At 55.6% G+C, this 17307-nt stretch carries 17 protein-coding genes; 7 read left to right on the forward strand and 10 right to left on the reverse strand.

What is annotated here, in order from left to right:
- Positions 1-84 precede the first annotated feature (84 nt).
- From flgF to flgL, 7 genes are all read left to right on the forward strand, one after another.
- Positions 85-825, forward strand: a complete 741-nt coding sequence (gene flgF / locus PQR63_RS03545; protein WP_408165691.1) for a flagellar basal-body rod protein FlgF — start codon at positions 85-87, stop codon at positions 823-825.
- A gap of 21 nt (positions 826-846) precedes the next feature.
- Complete coding sequence (gene flgG / locus PQR63_RS03550; RefSeq protein ID WP_408165693.1) at positions 847-1629, forward strand: flagellar basal-body rod protein FlgG; 783 nt, start codon at positions 847-849, stop codon at positions 1627-1629.
- Between the two features lie 58 nt (positions 1630-1687).
- Positions 1688-2347 carry a flagellar basal body L-ring protein FlgH gene (locus tag PQR63_RS03555; protein ID WP_408165695.1) on the forward strand — a complete coding sequence of 220 codons (660 nt, stop codon included), beginning with the start codon at positions 1688-1690 and terminating at the stop codon, positions 2345-2347.
- Between the two features lie 15 nt (positions 2348-2362).
- Positions 2363-3502 carry a flagellar basal body P-ring protein FlgI gene (locus tag PQR63_RS03560; RefSeq protein ID WP_408166134.1) on the forward strand — a complete coding sequence of 380 codons (1140 nt, stop codon included), beginning with the start codon at positions 2363-2365 and terminating at the stop codon, positions 3500-3502.
- Between the two features lie 13 nt (positions 3503-3515).
- Entirely contained in the window at positions 3516-4463 is a 948-nt protein-coding gene (flgJ, locus tag PQR63_RS03565) for a flagellar assembly peptidoglycan hydrolase FlgJ (protein WP_408165697.1), read from the forward strand.
- A gap of 163 nt (positions 4464-4626) precedes the next feature.
- Positions 4627-6915: a flagellar hook-associated protein FlgK gene (gene flgK / locus PQR63_RS03570; RefSeq protein ID WP_408165699.1), complete on the forward strand. Its 2289-nt coding sequence runs from the start codon at positions 4627-4629 to the stop codon at positions 6913-6915.
- Between the two features lie 17 nt (positions 6916-6932).
- Positions 6933-8069: a flagellar hook-associated protein FlgL gene (flgL, locus tag PQR63_RS03575; RefSeq protein WP_408165701.1), complete on the forward strand. Its 1137-nt coding sequence runs from the start codon at positions 6933-6935 to the stop codon at positions 8067-8069.
- A gap of 55 nt (positions 8070-8124) precedes the next feature.
- Here the strand turns inward: flgL and PQR63_RS03580 are convergent, their stop codons facing one another.
- The 10 genes from PQR63_RS03580 to fliL all read right to left on the reverse strand — a co-directional run bounded on the left by PQR63_RS03580 (position 8125) and on the right by fliL (position 17278).
- A complete protein-coding gene (locus tag PQR63_RS03580) occupies positions 8125-9570 on the reverse strand; it encodes an efflux transporter outer membrane subunit (RefSeq protein ID WP_408165703.1) in 1446 nt (481 codons plus the stop codon).
- Positions 9570-11528 (reverse strand): MacB family efflux pump subunit, encoded by a 1959-nt coding sequence (locus PQR63_RS03585; RefSeq protein ID WP_408165704.1) that lies wholly within the window; start codon positions 11526-11528, stop codon positions 9570-9572. Before PQR63_RS03585 ends, PQR63_RS03580 begins: the two co-directional genes overlap by 1 nt.
- A gap of 12 nt (positions 11529-11540) precedes the next feature.
- Complete coding sequence (locus tag PQR63_RS03590; RefSeq protein WP_408165706.1) at positions 11541-12761, reverse strand: efflux RND transporter periplasmic adaptor subunit; 1221 nt, start codon at positions 12759-12761, stop codon at positions 11541-11543.
- A gap of 179 nt (positions 12762-12940) precedes the next feature.
- A complete protein-coding gene (fliR, locus tag PQR63_RS03595) occupies positions 12941-13744 on the reverse strand; it encodes a flagellar biosynthetic protein FliR (RefSeq protein ID WP_408165708.1) in 804 nt (267 codons plus the stop codon).
- A 43-nt stretch (positions 13745-13787) separates the two neighbouring features.
- Positions 13788-14057: a flagellar biosynthesis protein FliQ gene (gene fliQ, locus PQR63_RS03600; protein WP_408165709.1), complete on the reverse strand. Its 270-nt coding sequence runs from the start codon at positions 14055-14057 to the stop codon at positions 13788-13790.
- Positions 14058-14066: 9 nt separating this feature from the next.
- A complete protein-coding gene (fliP, locus tag PQR63_RS03605) occupies positions 14067-14834 on the reverse strand; it encodes a flagellar type III secretion system pore protein FliP (RefSeq protein WP_408165711.1) in 768 nt (255 codons plus the stop codon).
- The gene (fliO, locus tag PQR63_RS03610; RefSeq protein ID WP_408165713.1) at positions 14821-15303 is read right to left on the reverse strand and encodes a flagellar biosynthetic protein FliO; all 483 of its coding nucleotides are present in this window, start codon (positions 15301-15303) and stop codon (positions 14821-14823) included. The genes fliP and fliO overlap by 14 nt, the downstream gene beginning before the upstream one ends.
- Entirely contained in the window at positions 15300-15746 is a 447-nt protein-coding gene (gene fliN / locus PQR63_RS03615) for a flagellar motor switch protein FliN (protein ID WP_408165715.1), read from the reverse strand. Before fliN ends, fliO begins: the two co-directional genes overlap by 4 nt.
- Positions 15739-16752 carry a flagellar motor switch protein FliM gene (gene fliM / locus PQR63_RS03620; RefSeq protein ID WP_408165717.1) on the reverse strand — a complete coding sequence of 338 codons (1014 nt, stop codon included), beginning with the start codon at positions 16750-16752 and terminating at the stop codon, positions 15739-15741. Before fliM ends, fliN begins: the two co-directional genes overlap by 8 nt.
- A 4-nt stretch (positions 16753-16756) precedes the next feature.
- Positions 16757-17278 (reverse strand): flagellar basal body-associated protein FliL, encoded by a 522-nt coding sequence (gene fliL, locus PQR63_RS03625; RefSeq protein WP_408165718.1) that lies wholly within the window; start codon positions 17276-17278, stop codon positions 16757-16759.
- Positions 17279-17307 lie beyond the last annotated feature (29 nt).

The raw sequence follows: 17307 nt of genomic DNA on the forward strand, positions 1-17307 counted from the left end.
GTACCGAGTCTGAACAATGTGACTTATCTGATTTAAGCGGGGAAGCGTACGGCAACACTGCCGTACGCAAATTGAGGGGTAACTATGGATCGTGTGATCTACACCGCCATGTCCGGCGCCAAGCACACACTGGAGCAGCAGGCCAATACCAGCAACAACTTGGCCAATGCAACGACCACCGGTTTTCGCGAACAGCTCAACACGTTTCGCGCAGTACCTGTTGTTGGCGAGGGTTTGGCGACGCGCACGTTTGTGGTCGATTCGACCGCAGGCACCAATTTCAGTGCAGGTCCGATTCAAGATACCGGTCGCGCGCTCGATGTCGCCATTCAAGGTCCGGGCTGGATCGGCGTGCAGAGTTCCGACGGTGGTGAAGCGTATACCCGCAACGGTAGCTTCAAGCTGAGCGAAAACGGCATTCTGCAAACACAGAGCGGCCTGAACGTGATGGGCGACGGCGGCCCGATCAGCATTCCTCCTGATGTCACCATTGCGATTGCTTCCGACGGCACGGTGTCGTCGATTCCGACCACCGGGACACCGAATGCGGTGAATATTCTGGGACGGATCAAGCTGGTCAATCCGGATGAAAAAGCATTGAAGCGTGGAGACGACGGATTGTTCCGTATGACCACAGGCACGCAGGCGCCGCCGGACGCAAATGTCCGCCTCGCCGGCGGTGCATTGGAAGGCAGTAACGTCAACGTTGTCGAGTCGATGGTCAGCATGATCAATCTCGCACGCCAATTCGATCTGAACATGAAGGTGATTACAACCGCCCAAAGTGATGCAGATAAAGCAAACCAAATTCTGTCGGTGAGTTAATAACCAGGTACTGGAGAAAAAATGATTCGTTCCTTGTGGATTTCCAAAACTGGTCTGGATGCGCAACAAACGCAGCTGGACGTGATTTCCAATAACCTGGCTAACGTCAGCACCAACGGTTTCAAGCGTTCGCGCGCGGTGTTTGAAGACCTGATGTACCAGACAATTCGCCAGCCAGGCGCCCAGTCGTCGCAGCAGACGCAATTGCCATCGGGCCTGCAAATCGGTACCGGTGTGCGTCCTGTCGCAACCGAGCGTATTCATACGCAAGGTAACGTGAACCAGACAGACAACGACAAGGACATCGCCATTCAAGGCGCTGGTTTCTTCCAGGTGCTCATGCCGGACGGCACGACGCAATATACGCGCGACGGCTCGTTCCAGACTGATAGCCAAGGCCAATTGGTGACTTCCAGCGGCTACACGGTGCAACCACCGATCACAATTCCAGCCAACACCACCAAGCTGTCAGTCGGTCGTGACGGCACGGTCTCGATCATGCAGGCTGGTTCGGCGACGTCAACACAGATCGGTACGCTGCAGGTCGCTACCTTCATCAATCCGGCCGGTCTGGAAAGCAAGGGCGAGAACCTGTACGCAGAAACTGCCGCGTCGGGTACACCTGCACCAAATACCCCGGGCACCAACGGCGCAGGCGCACTGTGGCAGGGCTACGTTGAAACGTCGAACGTCAACGTCGTCGAGGAAATGGTCAACATGATCCAGACCCAGCGCGCTTACGAAATCAACAGTAAAGCAATCACCACATCTGACCAGATGCTGGCAAAACTGTCGCAAATGTAATGGCTGTTGTATTGCGTATTTGTACTACTTTGTTTTGATGAAATGGGATGAGGCAAACATGAATAGCCTGTTGAAATTTGCTGCCATCATCGGGATGTTCGCCATCGCTGGATGTACTACCGTGCCGGAGTCGATCGTCACCGGGCCGAAGTCGGCCCGGCCCGAACCGGCTTCGTATGCGCCACCGACCAACGGCGCGATTTTCCAGTCCGCGGCATATCGTCCGTTGCTGGAAGATCGTCGTGCGCGTCTGGTTGGCGATACGCTGACCATTGTCATCAATGAAAACACAACCGCTGCCAAATCGGCTGGCAGCTCGTCCAGCAAGACGGGCAGTGCGTCTGCCATTGCACCCACCTTGTTCGGCACCTCCATCAAAGAGTTGTCGGGCAGCGGCGGCAGCACCAACAAATACGACGAGAAGGGCGCTATTTCGTCCAGTAACAACTTCACCGGCACCATCGGTGTGACAGTGATCGAAGTGCTGCCGAACGGTAACCTTATTGTTAGCGGAGAGAAGCAGGTCGCGCTCGACAAGGGTGTTGAATATGTACGCTTCTCGGGTACCGTCAGCCCCGACAAGATCGCTACCGGTAATACTGTTTCGTCGACTGCTGTGGCCGACGCCAAAGTGGAATATCGCACCAATACACGTGTCGATATGGCCGAGTTTATGTCTTCGTTGTCGCGCTTTTTCTTCAGCGTCTCACCGTTCTGATCAGGGAGTCGCATGATGATTCAACGTTTATTCTTGGCGCAGCAGACCAGCCGGCTGGTGTCGGTTCTGCTCGCTTCCATTACTTTGCTCAGTGCCGGTGTCGCGCACGCCGAGCGTCTTAAGGATCTCGCCAGCATTCAGGGCGTACGTCAGAATCAATTGGTCGGTTACGGCCTCGCAGTCGGTCTCGACGGCAGCGGTGACCAAACCACGCAAACGCCGTTCACAGTGCAAAGCGTTGTCAGTATGCTTCAGCAGCTGGGTGTGAATCTTCCCAGCACGTCAACCAGCAACATGCAGTTGAAGAACGTTGCGGCCGTGATGGTGACGACATCCTTGCCTGCATTCTCACAACCGGGCCAGACGCTGGACGTCACCGTGTCATCCATCGGTAACGCGAAAAGTATCCGCGGCGGCACCCTGTTGATGGCACCGCTCAAAGGTGCAGACGGTCAGATTTATGCAATCGCCCAAGGCAACATCGTGGTCGGCGGCGCTGGCGCCTCGGCAGCTGGTAGCAGCACCACCATCAATCAATTGAGCGTAGGCCGTATTTCTGCTGGCGCCACAGTTGAACGCGCGGTTCCTTCGGCACTGGGCCAGGGCGACGCCATCAATCTTGAATTGAACGACAACGATTTCTCCACCGCTAGCCGTGTGGTGGAAGCTGTGAACAAGCGCTTCGGTTTTGATACTGCAGTAGCTCAGGATGGCCGCGTGATTCGTATCCGTGCCCCGGTCGGTAGCGGTGAGCGTGTCGCTTTCCTCGGCGCACTTGAAAATATTGACGTTATCCCTGCGCGTGTCAGTGCGAAGGTGATTCTGAATGCCCGTACCGGCTCCGTCGTGATGAACCAGTCGGTGAGTCTCGATACCTGCGCCGTTTCGCACGGTAATCTGTCCGTGGTGATCAATGCTGAAAACAGCATTAGTCAACCAGGCGCCTTGTCTGGTGGCCAGACGGCGGCCAATCAGAATGCCCAGATTTCGATCAACTCGACTCCCGGCAAAGTCATGTATCTGAAGGGCGGTGCTTCTTTGGCCGATGTGGTCAAGGCGCTCAACGCCATCGGAGCAACACCTCAGGATTTGCTGGCAATTTTGCAAGCGATGAAGGCAGCTGGTTCGCTGCGCGCCGAGTTGGAAATCATCTAATCAAGGCAAGCTCATGATCAACAACATCAAGCCGGTCAATCCGACTGAAAGCCTTGCCGTCGATGCCAACAGTCTGAACAGCCTGAAGTCGTCGGCAGCTGCGCAGTCGCCGGAGTCGCTCAAGGGCGCGGCCAAACAGTTCGAGGCCTTGTTCCTGAACATGATGATGAAGAGCATGCGCGACGCGACGCCGCAAGACGGCTTGTTCGACAATCAGCAGACCAAGATGTTTACCAGCATGCTGGATCAGCAGTTGAGCCAGAACATGGCGCAGCGAGGCGTTGGCCTGGCTGATATGCTGGTGCGTCAGCTTTCACATAGCCTCAATAAGCAATTGCCGACCGACGATGACGCATCCTCGTCTTCGTTGCCGCTGGATATCCCGCTGGCCAATAGCCTGAGTGACCTCGACAAGGCGCGTCTGGTACAAGGTATCGCCAACAGCACCGATGATGCATCGCAAGGCGGTGGCAAACGTAACAAGGGTGGTCAGCAACGCCCGGCGCATGTCGAAGCATTCCAGAGCCGTTTGCAGGCCGATGCGGAAGCCGCCAGCCAGGTTACCGGAATTCCAGCCAAGTTCATGTTGGCACAAGCGGCATTGGAAACCGGTTGGGGCAAGAAGGAAATTCGCGCCCGCGACGGTAGCTCGGCGCACAATCTGTTCGGCATCAAGGCCACAGGCAACTGGACCGGCAAGGTGGTTGAGGCGACCACGGTTGAGTACGTCAATGGCGTGGCACAACGCAAGGTTGAAAAATTCCGCGCTTACGACTCCTACTCGGAAGCCTTCCAGGATTACGCCAAGCTGCTGCGTAGCAATCCTCGCTACGAAAAAGTGTTGGCGAACGCGCAAGACGCTCACGGTTTTGCCTATGGCCTGCAACGCGCAGGCTATGCAACTGACCCGCATTATGCGGAAAAGCTATCGCGCATTATTCGGCAATCGCTTTCAGCCTGATCAGGTATTGGCTTGGCCTCTATCAAGTTGGAATGTGCGTGAATTCGCTCATCTCAGGGAACGCTGCCAGCTTCCTGGACTCTCAAATTCATTGGTAACGGCTCCTAAAGTTTCTCAGCCAACTGCCGTTGACTAGGACATATTCCGTTAAAGAAAATATCGTATGGCTACCAGCATCTTCAGTATCGGGCAGAGTGCACTCGCCGCGGCTCAGGCAGCGCAGGCAACGACCAGCCACAATATTTCCAATGCGACAACACCAGGCTACAACCGTCAGGTGGTCGTACAAAGCACGGCTGGCGGTATTAACTACGGCTATGGTTTTGTAGGGCAAGGAACCCAAGTCGCTGAAATCAAGCGCGTTTATAACGACTTCCTGAACAAACAGGTGATGGCGTCGCAGACGACGGCCAGCTCACTGGATTCCTATTACTCGCAGATCAGCCAGCTCGATAATCTGGTGGCAGACACTTCCGCAGGTTTGTCGCCAGCCTTGCAAGATTTCTTCAAGGCCACGCAAAACCTGGCATCGACACCGAATAACGACGCTGCCCGTCAGGCGGCGTTGTCTGCAGGCCAAACGTTGGCTGCACGTTTCCAAAGTCTGAACGACCAGATGGCGCAGAGTCGCACCAGCGTCAACAGTCAGATTACTTCCAGCGTCGATAGTATTAACTCCTATGCCACGCAGATTCAGGCGCTGAATATGGCTATTCTAAAAGCCTCAGGTGCCAGCGGCGTGGCGCCAAACGATTTGCTGGATCAACGTGATCAGGCAGTCGCAGACTTGAATAAAATTGTTAAAGTTACAACCTTGCCGCAGGATAACGGCTCCTTGAGCGTTTTCATTGGCAATGGTCAGCCTCTGGTTCTGGGCGACCAGGTGTCAACTCTGGTGGCGACGCCGGCGGCTAACGATCCTACCCGTCTGCAACTTTCTTTCAAGAGCAATGGCAACACCATTCTGATTCCGGACAGTGCGTTCAGCGGTGGTAGTCTCGGTGGCGTTTTGTCATATCGTACTGAGACGCTTGATGTCGCGCAGAATACGCTGGGTCGTGTTGCTATAGCGATGGCGTCTGCCATCAATACACAGCAAAAACTGGGGCAGGACCAGAACGGTGTGATGGGGACCAATTTTTTTAATGTTGGAACACCAGTCGTTAATAGCACCACCGGTAACTCTGCAACTGCTGCATTGACGGCGACCATTGTTGATGCGTCCAAGCTCACTACTAGTGACTATAGCCTGGGCTACAACGGTACCAACTACACGATTACTCGTCTTTCTGACAATAACGTAACAACCATTACGCCACCCGGGACAACGTTTCCGGTCATCGTCGATGGCGTGCAGTACGCTGCCCCAACAATGGTCGCTGGTGACAGCTTCCTGATTAAACCGACGGTCGCTGGCGCCGGCACAATCAGCGTTGCGCTCACGAGTACTCAGAGTATTGCAACCGCTGCGCCGATCGTGACCAGCGTGACCAGACAGACACAGCTTACGGCGCAATCGTCGCTTGGCGCAACGAATACCGGTAGCGGTGCAGTTTCCGCGATTGCTGTGAACCAGAACTCGGCGACGCCGGGAACGACGCAGACCTATACATTTAACGGCGGCAATCTGTCCTTGACGCCGGCGGCGGCATCGTCCGTAACAAGTGGCGGTGTGACAGTCAATTATGCGTCGGGTGTACCGATTCCTTATACTGCGGGCGCGACGATTTCCAGTGGCGGCGTGAGTTTTGTATTGAGCGGTACACCGGCAAACGGCGACAGTTTTGTACTGACTTCGCCAAACGTCAGTACAGCGACCATCAGTGCAGGTAAGGTGGAGCTGGATCTGCCCGGGCCTCCTGCAACATCGAGCTTTACCCAATTGCCGGCCGGCTCTGCATTGAACTATACCTATGATGGTCAGAATAAGGCCTTGGTGCGTAGCGCCACTGCCCCGGCGACGTTGTCGGCGGTGGTAGTGACACATGCCGACGGTACGACGACGCCTTATGGCGCCGGTGTGACATCGATTCCTTTCGCCGCCGGCGACAAAATTGCCACTGGCGGCTTCAGCTTCCAGATCACCGGTACGCCTTCAGATGGTGACGTGTTTGCAGTCAAGCCCAACACCAATGGCGTGAACGACAACCGCAATGCACTGGCGTTGAACGCACTGCAAACCGCTAATACGATCGGCAATACTTCAATTCAAGGTTCGTATTCGCAGATGGTCAGCTTCATCGGTAACAAGACCAATGAAATCGATGTAACTAACAATGCGGAAAAAGCGCGTCTGACAGCAATCCAGACCGAGCAACAATCAGAATCGGGTGTGAACCAGGATGAAGAACTGGCGAACATGATCAAGAATCAGACTGCCTATCAGGCTGCCGCCAAAATCATTCAGGCTGCCAGTGATATGTTGAATGTCTTGTTTACCCTTGGTGGTTAGTTTTAAGGAAGATCAAAATGCGCATTAGCACAAGCATGCTCTATCAGTTGAGCAATACCGAGTTGACCAGCATGCAGTCCTCGATATTGAAGCTGAATCAACAAGTAACAGCCAACCAGAAAGTCTTGAATCCGTCGGACGATGCGGTGGCTTCCGCACGCGCACTGGATTTGTCACAGACGCAGGCATTGAATGCGCAGTACGCCACCAATCGGCAAAACGCCAACAGCTCGCTGGATCAGGTGAATGGCGTGTTGGGTAGTGTTACCGACATGTTGACCAAGCTCAAGTCGAACGGCATCGCCGCCGGCAACGCTACGTACACCAATGCCGAACGCAGCAATCTGGCATCGGAGTTGCAAGGCAATCTGAAAGAAATGCTGGGTTTTGCGAACAGTACAGATGGCCAGGGGAATTATTTGTTTGCCGGCTTCAAGAGTACGACTCAACCTTTTTCCGCTGATCCGACTACGGGCAACATCGTCTATAACGGCGACCAAGGTGCCTTGAGTCTGCAAGTGGATTCTTCGCGCCAGATGGAAATCAGTGCTTCGGGCACGTCGATTTTTCAAGGTGGTGGTCAGGATATTTTCCAGACCATGCAAAGCATGATCGCCTTGTTGGCAGTTCCTGTTACGGAAGCTGCTAATAAGGCCGACGCCGACGCAGCGAATGCGTATGTCTATCCTGCCGGTTCGGGACAGACGCCGATTTTGGCGTACAAGAACGCACAAGCGGCGCTGGATGCCGCTCAACCGACTGACCCCAACTACGCGACCTTGTTGTCGACCGCGGCCGCCGCAAAATTGACTTCTGATGCTGCCAATGCTGCACGTACACCAGTAACCGGTAGCCAGGAAGCGCTCACACGTGGTCTGAACAAGCTCGGTGCCACTATCGACAAGGAAATCAATAACGTCGGTTCGGTGACGGCGTCGGTTGGTGCACGTCAAAAAGAATTGGACAATCTGGACGCTGCCGGCTTGGTCAAAAACGAGTCTTATACCCAAACCGCCAATGATCTTTTGGGACGTAATCCATCCGATCTGGCTGACAGCATCAGTGCGTTGTCGCTGCAATCAACCTATCTGCAAGCTGCGCAGAAGTCGTTCGTAACGACTAGCAGCCTGTCGCTGTTGAACTACCTCAAGTAATTCTCTCTACCGGGTGAGCCTGTGCTCATCCGGTATCTTGTTCCTGTCACTTATTCTATTGTTTGCTTGATGGTGGTATTGCTGTCGGCGCTTCTGCTGCAGCCAGCTTGTCCTCGCCTTGCATATCACCTCCTAGCGCCTGATACAGCGTCATCTGGTTATTTAATCGGTTGAGGCGGTTCTGCGCCAGCGACACTTCCGCTGTGCGGCGCTTTTCCTGCGCATCCAGCCAGTCTTTCAATGCAACATAGCCTGTACGGTAACGTAGCTCATAGAGACGTTCCGTTGTCTGTGCGGCTTTCAGATTCTTCTCTAGCAAAGCTCCCTGGTTAGCGTATTGCTCGTGCGCCGACAGCGCGTTTTCGACATCGGCAAGCGCGGTGTAGAGCGTCTGGCGAAAGCTCACTACGGCGCTCTCGTAATCCGCTTGCGAGGACTTGATGTTCAGCTGCATCTGGTTCCATTGCAAAAACGGCAGCATCAGTCCGGCCCCGAGCGTTCCGATAGGATTGAGCAAGACATTGCGAAGATCCTGGCTACTGCCGCCTGCTGCTGCTGTGAGTGTCAGGCTGGGATAGTAGCTGGCGCGGGTGTAGTCAACGGTGGCGAGCGATTCACGCAGGCGCAATTCCGCCGCACGCAGATCCGGACGGCGTCCAAGAAGATCCGCAGGCAGCCCGGCCTGAAGTTGCGGTAATGCTTGCTCAGGCAAACGTTGCGGCGACGGATAGCTTTTCCCCGGCGGGCCGTCGAAGAGCAGGGCGAGCGAATTGGCCGCCTCAACCTGTTGTTGCAGAAGCTCGGTATGCGTCGACTGTTGGGTCGAGAGATTCTGCTCCGCTTCCAATACCTCCAATGAGGACACGGCGCCGGCCTGATATTGCGTATGCACCAGCGCGAGCGTCTTCTCGGCGTAGGCAATGCTTTCCAGACTTAGTGCGATACGTTGATTCAGATAGGCGGTTTGCCAGTACAGATTGGCGGTCGTGCCGATCAGGCTGAGGGCGGTGCTTTCTCTATCCTGTTCAGTGGCCAGAGCTTCCCATTTCTTGGCGTCGTATTGGCTACCCAGCTTACCCCAGAGATCGGCCTCATAACTCAGCGTCACCGCTGTAGAACTTGTCTTGTAGCTGCTGCGCTCATTGCGCAGATAACGGTTGTAAGTAGTCGATGTGCTGGAACTCAATGCAGGCAGGCGTTCGTCCGCGGCGATGCCGGCCTGAAGCTGTGCGCGGCGCACCTTGATGGTGGCTGCCGCGAGATCATTATTGCGGCGCAGTGCCTCATCGATCAGGCGATCCAGATTGGCGTCGCCAAAATGTTGCCACCATTTGCCGCCATCGAGTTCAGCACGGCCATCGCCGTGAGTCCAGGTCGCGGGGATAGCAGTACTGGGCGCGACATAAGGTGTTTGCACCAGTGAGCCACAGGCGCTCAGCAAGCCAGTGGACAACATGATTGCTGCCAAAGCTGCAGGACGAAATGTAGGATGTTTCTTCATTATTCTCTCGACAGTGCATCGACCGGATCAAGTTGCGCCGCATTACGCGCAGGAAGGAAGCCGAACACGACGCCGATCAGGGTGGAGCAGACGAAGGCAGAGATGATCGAGGTCGTCGAATACACCATCGCGAAGTTTTTGCTGAAGCTGGCGAACAAGGCTCCGAATGACAGCGCCAGCAAGACGCCGAGCAAGCCGCCCGACAGGCATACCAGCACTGCTTCGATCAGAAACTGCTGCATGATGTCGCTTTGACGCGCACCGACAGCCATGCGTACGCCGATTTCGCGCGTGCGTTCGGTGACCGATACCAGCATGATGTTCATCACGCCGATGCCACCGACGATCAGTGAAATCACGGCGATCATCGACACCAGCAAGGTCAGTGTGGCAGTCGTTTTTTCGATCGTCTGGCGAATGCTGTCCGTGTTGAAAACATAGAAGTCTTTGGTGCGATGACGCAAGGTCATCAGCTTCACGATGCCTTGCTCGGCGGCGGCGGACGAGACACTATCACTGACGCGCACCGTGATGCCCTTCAGATAGTTTTGCCCCAACAGGCGACTCATGGCGGTGGTGTACGGCACCCAGACATTCAAACTATCGTTATTGCCGAAACCACTTTCCTGCTTTTTGGTCACGCCAATGATCCGGCAGGGAACACTGCCGAGAAGGATTACTTCACCGAGCGGATTGACGCCATCGGCAAACAATTTTTGTCGTGTATTGGCATCGATGACGACTTCTTGAGCGCGCCGTTCCACGCTGCTGCGGTCGAAGCTTTGTCCGTCCGTCATGGCGAGTCCGCGCACCCGGAAATATTGTTCGCCCACGCCGCTGATCTGCGCGCTGACCGACACATTGCGATATCGCACTGACGATGTTGTCGCCACACTTGGCGTGACGCTGTCGACATACGCTTGCTGCGCTAGTGCATCGGCATCTACGGGTACCAGCGTGCGTATCGACGAGGCTTTCATGTCGCCGAAATCACTGCCGGGAAAGACGTCGATGGTGTTGGTTCCCATGGCGCTGATATCTTTGAGAATACGCTCGCGCGATCCGGCACCTAGCGCTACCACCGACACCACTGAGGCAATACCGATGATGATGCCCAGCATCGTCAGGAAGGTGCGCAGGCGATGCGCATTCATCGCCAGCAGCGACATGTGGAAGGCTTCGGACAATCGATCCAGACCGGCGCGCCACATGTTCACGACAGGTGCCGTTTTTGGGGCAGGTGAGGGTGGCTTTTCGGCTATCTCCACCGACTCCTTGCGGCGGTCATTGATGATCACGCCATCGCTGATTTCAATGATGCGCTGGGCATGTTCCGCGACCTGCATGTCATGTGTGACGATGATGACGGTGTGGCCTTCGGCGTGCAATTCCTTGAGGATGCTGATGACTTCCTGCCCGCTGTGGCTGTCGAGCGCGCCGGTGGGTTCGTCGGCGAGAATGACCTGGCCGCCATTCATCAGGGCACGCGCAATGCTCACGCGTTGCTGCTGCCCGCCCGAGAGTTGACCAGGCTTGTGCTGCATGCGGTCGGCTAGTCCGAGGCGTCGCAGCAACTCCGTAGCACGGGCGTGACGGCTGCTACGTTCTTTGCCGGCATAGATGGCGGGAATCTCGACGTTGCCGAGTGCAGTCAGATCCGACAACAGATGGTAGCGTTGGAAGATGAAGCCGAAATGCTCCCGGCGTAGCTGCGCCAGTTCATCCGGAGTGAGCTGACCGGTTTCCCGGCCTGCGACGACGTAGCTCCCACGTGTCGGCTTATCGAGACAGCCGAGGATGTTCATCAGGGTTGATTTTCCCGAACCGGACGCGCCGACGATGGCCAGCATTTCACCGGCATTGATACGAAGATTGACGTCATTGAGAACGGTGATCGTCTGCTCGCCCGCTGGAAACTCGCGATACAGATTCCGTAGTTCAAGTAAGGGTGTATTCATGTCGACACCCACTTACATCATTGGCGGCGGACCGCGGCGCGTGTTGGTGGCAGCAGTATCAACACCATTGCTGTTGCCGATGACGACACGCTCTCCGGCGTTCAGGCCTTCCGTGATTTGCACGTTGGCGTTGGTGTTGATGCCGATACGCACCTTGCGTGCGGTAGCAATGCCTTTACCTTGCGCATTGATTACGCGCACGGTGTAGCGGCCGTCGGCATCGCGTTCGCCCAGTGCTGTGGATGGAACGACGACGGCATTGTGCGCTTCAGCCAGCACGATATATACCTGGGTGGTCATGGAGATACGCAGCTTGCCGTCAGGGTTGGGCACGTCCAGCAAACCGTTGTAATAGATCGCCGTCGACGTGCTGCTGCTGGTGGTCGATGTGGTGGATGTTGTCGAGGTGTCGTCCTGCAAGATCGAATCAGGTGCCGGTTCGATGGAGCGCAAGGTGGTGGTGTAGCGTTTATCGGGCTCGCCGAGAATGGTGAAGTACACCTGTTGCCCGGTGTAGACGCGAGTGACGTCGGCTTCCGAGATTTGTGCTTTGATGGTGACCGTGTCCATGCGCGCGACCTTGATGATGGTCGGCGTACTTTGATTGGCGTTGACGGTCTGGCCTTCCTGCGCAACGATGGCCACAACAGTGCCGTCAATCGGCGCAGTGATCTTGGTGTAGCCGAGCGTCACGCGCGCGGTATCGACCGAGATCTTGCCCTTGTCGATTTGCGCCTTGAGGGCGGCGATGTCCGCTCTGGTGGTATTGAGCGTAGCTTCGGCAGTCTCGTAATTCTCGCGCGAGCTGGCGTCCTGTGCCAGCATTTGCTGCTGACGTTGGTAGGCGAGTTCAGATTGTTTCAGCGTCGCCTCTTTGGCGCGCAATTGCGCGCGGGTATCTTCCAGTTCGGCTTCGGCGGTTTTCAGCGCGTTCTCTTGCGTAAGCGAATCGATTTCGGCGACTAGCTGGCCTTTCTTGACCTGATCACCGAGAGCGACCTTGAGCGACTTGATCTGGCCCGAGGCCTGAGCGCCGACGCTGACTTGCTTGAATGCTTTGATGGTGCCGCTAGCAAGGACGGTGTCTTGAATATCGCGTCGCTCAGCAGTGGCCGTCAGATAATTGGGCGCCACGGTCGACGGGAAAAAAGCCAGTTTGGCAAAGGCCAGAAGTACCAGAGCAAGAGCAGCAATGAGGGGGTAGCGGAGGATTTTCTTTTGTCGGATATTCATGCGTCATGACAGTTGATAAATACCAGGAAAATGGCGGCAGGCGGTCCCGGTGTTGCAGCGTGTTGCGGCGTATTGCAGCGAGGAGTAAGTGTGCCTCCGATCGCGGCCTTCAACTGTAAAGATGCGTAAAGTAGATGTAATGCGGCTGTAAAAGCTGGTCAGCGTGATCCGGGAGCGTGTCAGCGCTTAGGCATGGGCGGGATTGTCGCCATACCGCCTAGCATGCGCACGGTTTCTACCGCGTCATTGAGGAAGTGTTGCATCGGAGTGAGCATGTAGGGCAAACATACGGCAATGAGCACGAAGCCGGCCACCATCGTGATCGGGAAGCCGATACCAAAAAGATTCAACTGCGGAGCAGCGCGAGTAAGAATGCCCAGCGCAACGTTGGTGATCAATAGGGCAACCAGCATCGGGAGAGACAATTGCAGTCCCATGCTGAAGATACGTGCGCCAGACAGGGCGAGGTAGTGAAATCCTTCTGCCGTGATCGGCGCTGTTGTAATCGGCAGTGTGTGGAAGCTGTCTGCCATCACGGCGACAAGAACCAGATGGCCGTTGATGCTGAGGAACACCAGCGTGCCCAGCAGTGAAAATAACTGACTGATTGCAGAAGTGCGGCCTTGCGATTGGGGATCGAAGAACACCGCAAAGCCCAGGCCCATGGTGGTACTGGTCAGTTCGCCTGCCATTTCGATGGCGGCAAATACCAGGCGCACTGCAAATCCCATGGCCAGGCCGATCAGCAATTGCTGCAGCAGGATCATCAGTCCGGTGATCGAGGCCGGGTCAAGCGCAGGCGGTATCGGAACATCGGGAGCGATCACCAGCGAGATCATGACGCCCAGCAGGATCTTGACCAGCATCGGCACACTGGCGCTACCGAATGGTGGTGCGATCGACAACAACCCGAGGATACGGGTCAGCGGCCAGATGAAGGAGGCGATCCAGATTGCAAGCTGATCGCTGGTGAAGTTGATCATGTGTTTGTCGGATTGCTGTGATTACACGCAATCTTCGCCGGTGCTACTGCACCATCGCGGGAATGCCGGAGAACATCAGGCGCATGTAGTCAAGCATGACGCTGATCATCCAGGGGCCTGCAATGATGAGTGCCAAAAACACGCCAACCAGTTTGGGAATAAACGACAGCGTGGCTTCATTGATTTGCGTCGCGGCCTGGAAAATACTGACGACGAGGCCAATCACCAACGCGGTCAGCAACATCGGCGCGGCGATCATCAGGGTGATTTCCATGGCATGGCGGCCAAGGGACATTACGCTTTCTGGAGTCATGATCGAACCTTAGTAAAAACTTTCCGCCAGCGAGCCGATCAGCAACTGCCAACCGTCGACAAGCACAAACAGCATCAGTTTGAACGGCAGTGAAACAATGGCGGGCGACATCATCATCATCCCCATGGACATCAGGATACTGGCGACCACCATGTCGATGATCAGAAAGGGGATGAAGATGGCAAAACTGATCTGAAATGCGGTCTTGAGTTCGCTGGTGATAAACGCCGGGATCAACAATCGCAGCGGCACGTCTTCAGGACCCTGCAGATCCGGGCTGTGCGACAGCTTGACGTACAGGGCGAGGTCCGACTGGCGCGTTTGCTTCAGCATGAACTCTTTGAGCGGGCCGGAGCCTTTTTCCATGGCATCAATCATGGAAATCTTGTTTTCCGAAAACGGCTGATAGGCGTCGACGTAAATCTTGTCAAACACCGGTCCCATGACAAACAGCGTAAGGAACAGCGACAGGCCGACCAGCACCTGTGTCGGCGGCGTCGACTGTGTACCCAGTGCCTGGCGCAGCAGCGACAGGACGATGACGATGCGGGTAAAACAGGTCATCATCAGCAGCGCCGCAGGAATGAACGACAGCGATGTGAGGAACAGCATCGTCTGGATGCTGAGGTTGTAGGTCTGACCGCCGCCGGCCGACGGCGTACTGGTAAAGGCCGGCAATCCTTGTGCTGAAGCCGCAAGCGGCAGGCAAAGCAACAGGGCTGGTAAGAGGCGCAGCCACGAAGGTGAGCGCGCCAGGAATGTTCTAACTGCTGCCATTACGCTTATCGATAGTTTGTTTGAGCCAGGAGGCGAAGTTGGCAGAGGCTGTGGCCGGTGCTGCGACATGCTCCTGACGCGGCATGGTGGCCAAAGTGTTGACGCGTCCTGGAGCGACGCCGACCACGATCCACTGATCAGCGACTTCAATGACCATAACGCGTTCACGCGTGCCGACGCTGACGCCGCCGATGATTTTTGCAACAGCATTGCCGTTGGTACTCGGTGCCAGACCGCTGCGTTTGAACAGCCATGCGATACCGACCATGAGCGCCAGCACGGCGATCAGGCCCAATAGCATGGTGAAAATGCTGCCGGTCGTAGAGGGGAGTGCGGCGGCCGGTTGTTGCTCGGCCGCCTGAACCGCACCGGCAGCGAGTGCTGCCGGTATAACTGCAATGAGGCTGTAGAAGCTGCGGCTGTAAAACCTGCAAGCCGCAGTAAGGCCGAGGCGACTTGGACGGCTCATCTATTCAGCTTGCGAATGCGTTCTGCGGGCGTAATGATGTCAGTCAGGCGGATACCGAACTTGTCGTTCACCACCACGACTTCGCCTTGTGCAATCAGGCAGCCGTTGACGAGCACATCCATCGGTTCACCGGCCATGCCGTCCAGTTCCACCACGGAACCTTGTGCCAATTGCAGCAGGTTCTTGATGGCGATCTTGGTGCGGCCCAGTTCGACAGTCAGTTGTACCGGGATATCGAGGATGAAGTCGATATCGTTCGGTGTATTGGTTTGCAGGTCGGCAGCACTGAGGTCTTTGAAAATAGTTGCTTCAGCCGGCTTGGCGGCGAGGCCTTCTTCTTCTGGAACCTTTTTCTGTGATTCTTCAGCCTGCGTTTGTTCGGCCAACGCGGCACCCCACGGATCGTCTTCCGCCGCTGTTTGGTCAACGTTATCTTCAGCCATTCTGCTCTCCTTGAATACTTTCCGGTGTTTCGTTTTGTGTGATGGATAGCAGTTTTTCGACGCGTAATGCGTATTGACCGTTTAATTTGCCATAGCTGCATTCCATCACGGGGACGCCATCAACCTGCGCAGTAACCGGCGTGACGGTTTGCAGCGGGATGACATCGCCGACCTGCATGTTCAGCAAGTCGGTAAAGGTGACGCGGGCGGTGCCGAAGTTGGCAATGAGCTCAACTTCGGCAGTCTGAATCTGTTGCTTCATCAGGCGGATCCAGCGCTTGTCGACTTCCAGCGCTTCACCTTGCATGCTGCTGGTGAGCTTGTCGCGAACCGGCTCGATCATCGAGTACGGTGTGCAGATGTGAATCTCGCCACTGACCGGACCCAGTTCGACAGTGAAGGTGGTCGAGACCACGACTTCGTTCGGGGTGGCGATATTTGCGAACTGGGTATTCAGCTCGGAGCGGATGTACTCGAATTCGATCGGGTAAATCGGCTCCCATGACTTTGCATAGTTTTCGAAACAGATTTCCAGCACGCGCATGATGATACGTTGCTCGGTCGGTGTAAATTCACGACCTTCAATGCGGGTGTGGAAACGGCCATCGCCACCGAACATGTTGTCGACCAGCAAAAAGACGAACTGCGGATCGAACACCACCAGGCCAATACCGCGAAATGGCTTGATATGAACCAGGTTCAGGTTGGTCGGCACGACCAGATTACGGATGAATTCGCTGTACTTGGCGACTTTCACCGGACCGACCGAGATTTCAGCCGTACGGTGAATGAAGTTGAACAGGCCGATACGGAAGAGCCGTGCGAAACGCTCGTTGATGATTTCGAGCGTCGGCATACGGCCGCGCACAATACGTTCTTGCGTCGCAAGATTGTAGTTGCGTACCGTCCCGGGGGCTTCTTCGACGACTTTTTCTTCGTCTTCGTCCCCCGTCACTCCTCTTAGGAGTGCATCGACTTCTTCCTGGGATAGAAAGTGTTCGGCCATGATGCTACTGCTGTTGAATCACGAAAGAGGTATAAAACACGTCGGTAATTGTCGGACCTTTGCCGCCGCCGGCAAATGGTTCACCCAGTTGATCGATGATCTCGTCGGTCAGGTTGCGTTTGCCTTCATTGGTCATCAATTCGGATGCTTTTTTGCTGGACAACACCATCAGCAAACGGCTACGAACTTGTGGCATGAAGACTTTAAGTGTTTCTGCAGTTTCCGCATTCGGTACTTGCAGTGTGAGCGCGACTTGCAGGAACTGATCGCCGGTTTCTTGCTGCAGGTTGACCACGAAAGGTTCGATCACGACAAAGACCGGTACCTTGGAGGCAGCCTCTTCTTTGGGATGATCTTCCGCGCCTTTCTTGGCTTTGCTACCCATCATCATGAAGGCAGCTGCACCGCCGCCGATCACCAGCAACAGAACGACGCCCAGAATGATGAAGAGCATTTTTTTCGATTTTGGTGCCGGCGCTTCTGCTTCAGCCCCCTTGGCTGCCGGTTTTGCTGCTTTTGTTGCCATCTATTTTTCCCTTTCGTAGGCGCCTGCGG

The organism is Herbaspirillum rhizosphaerae (assembly GCF_046025915.1).
Taxonomy (GTDB): Bacteria; Pseudomonadota; Gammaproteobacteria; order Burkholderiales; family Burkholderiaceae_D; genus Herbaspirillum; species Herbaspirillum rhizosphaerae_A.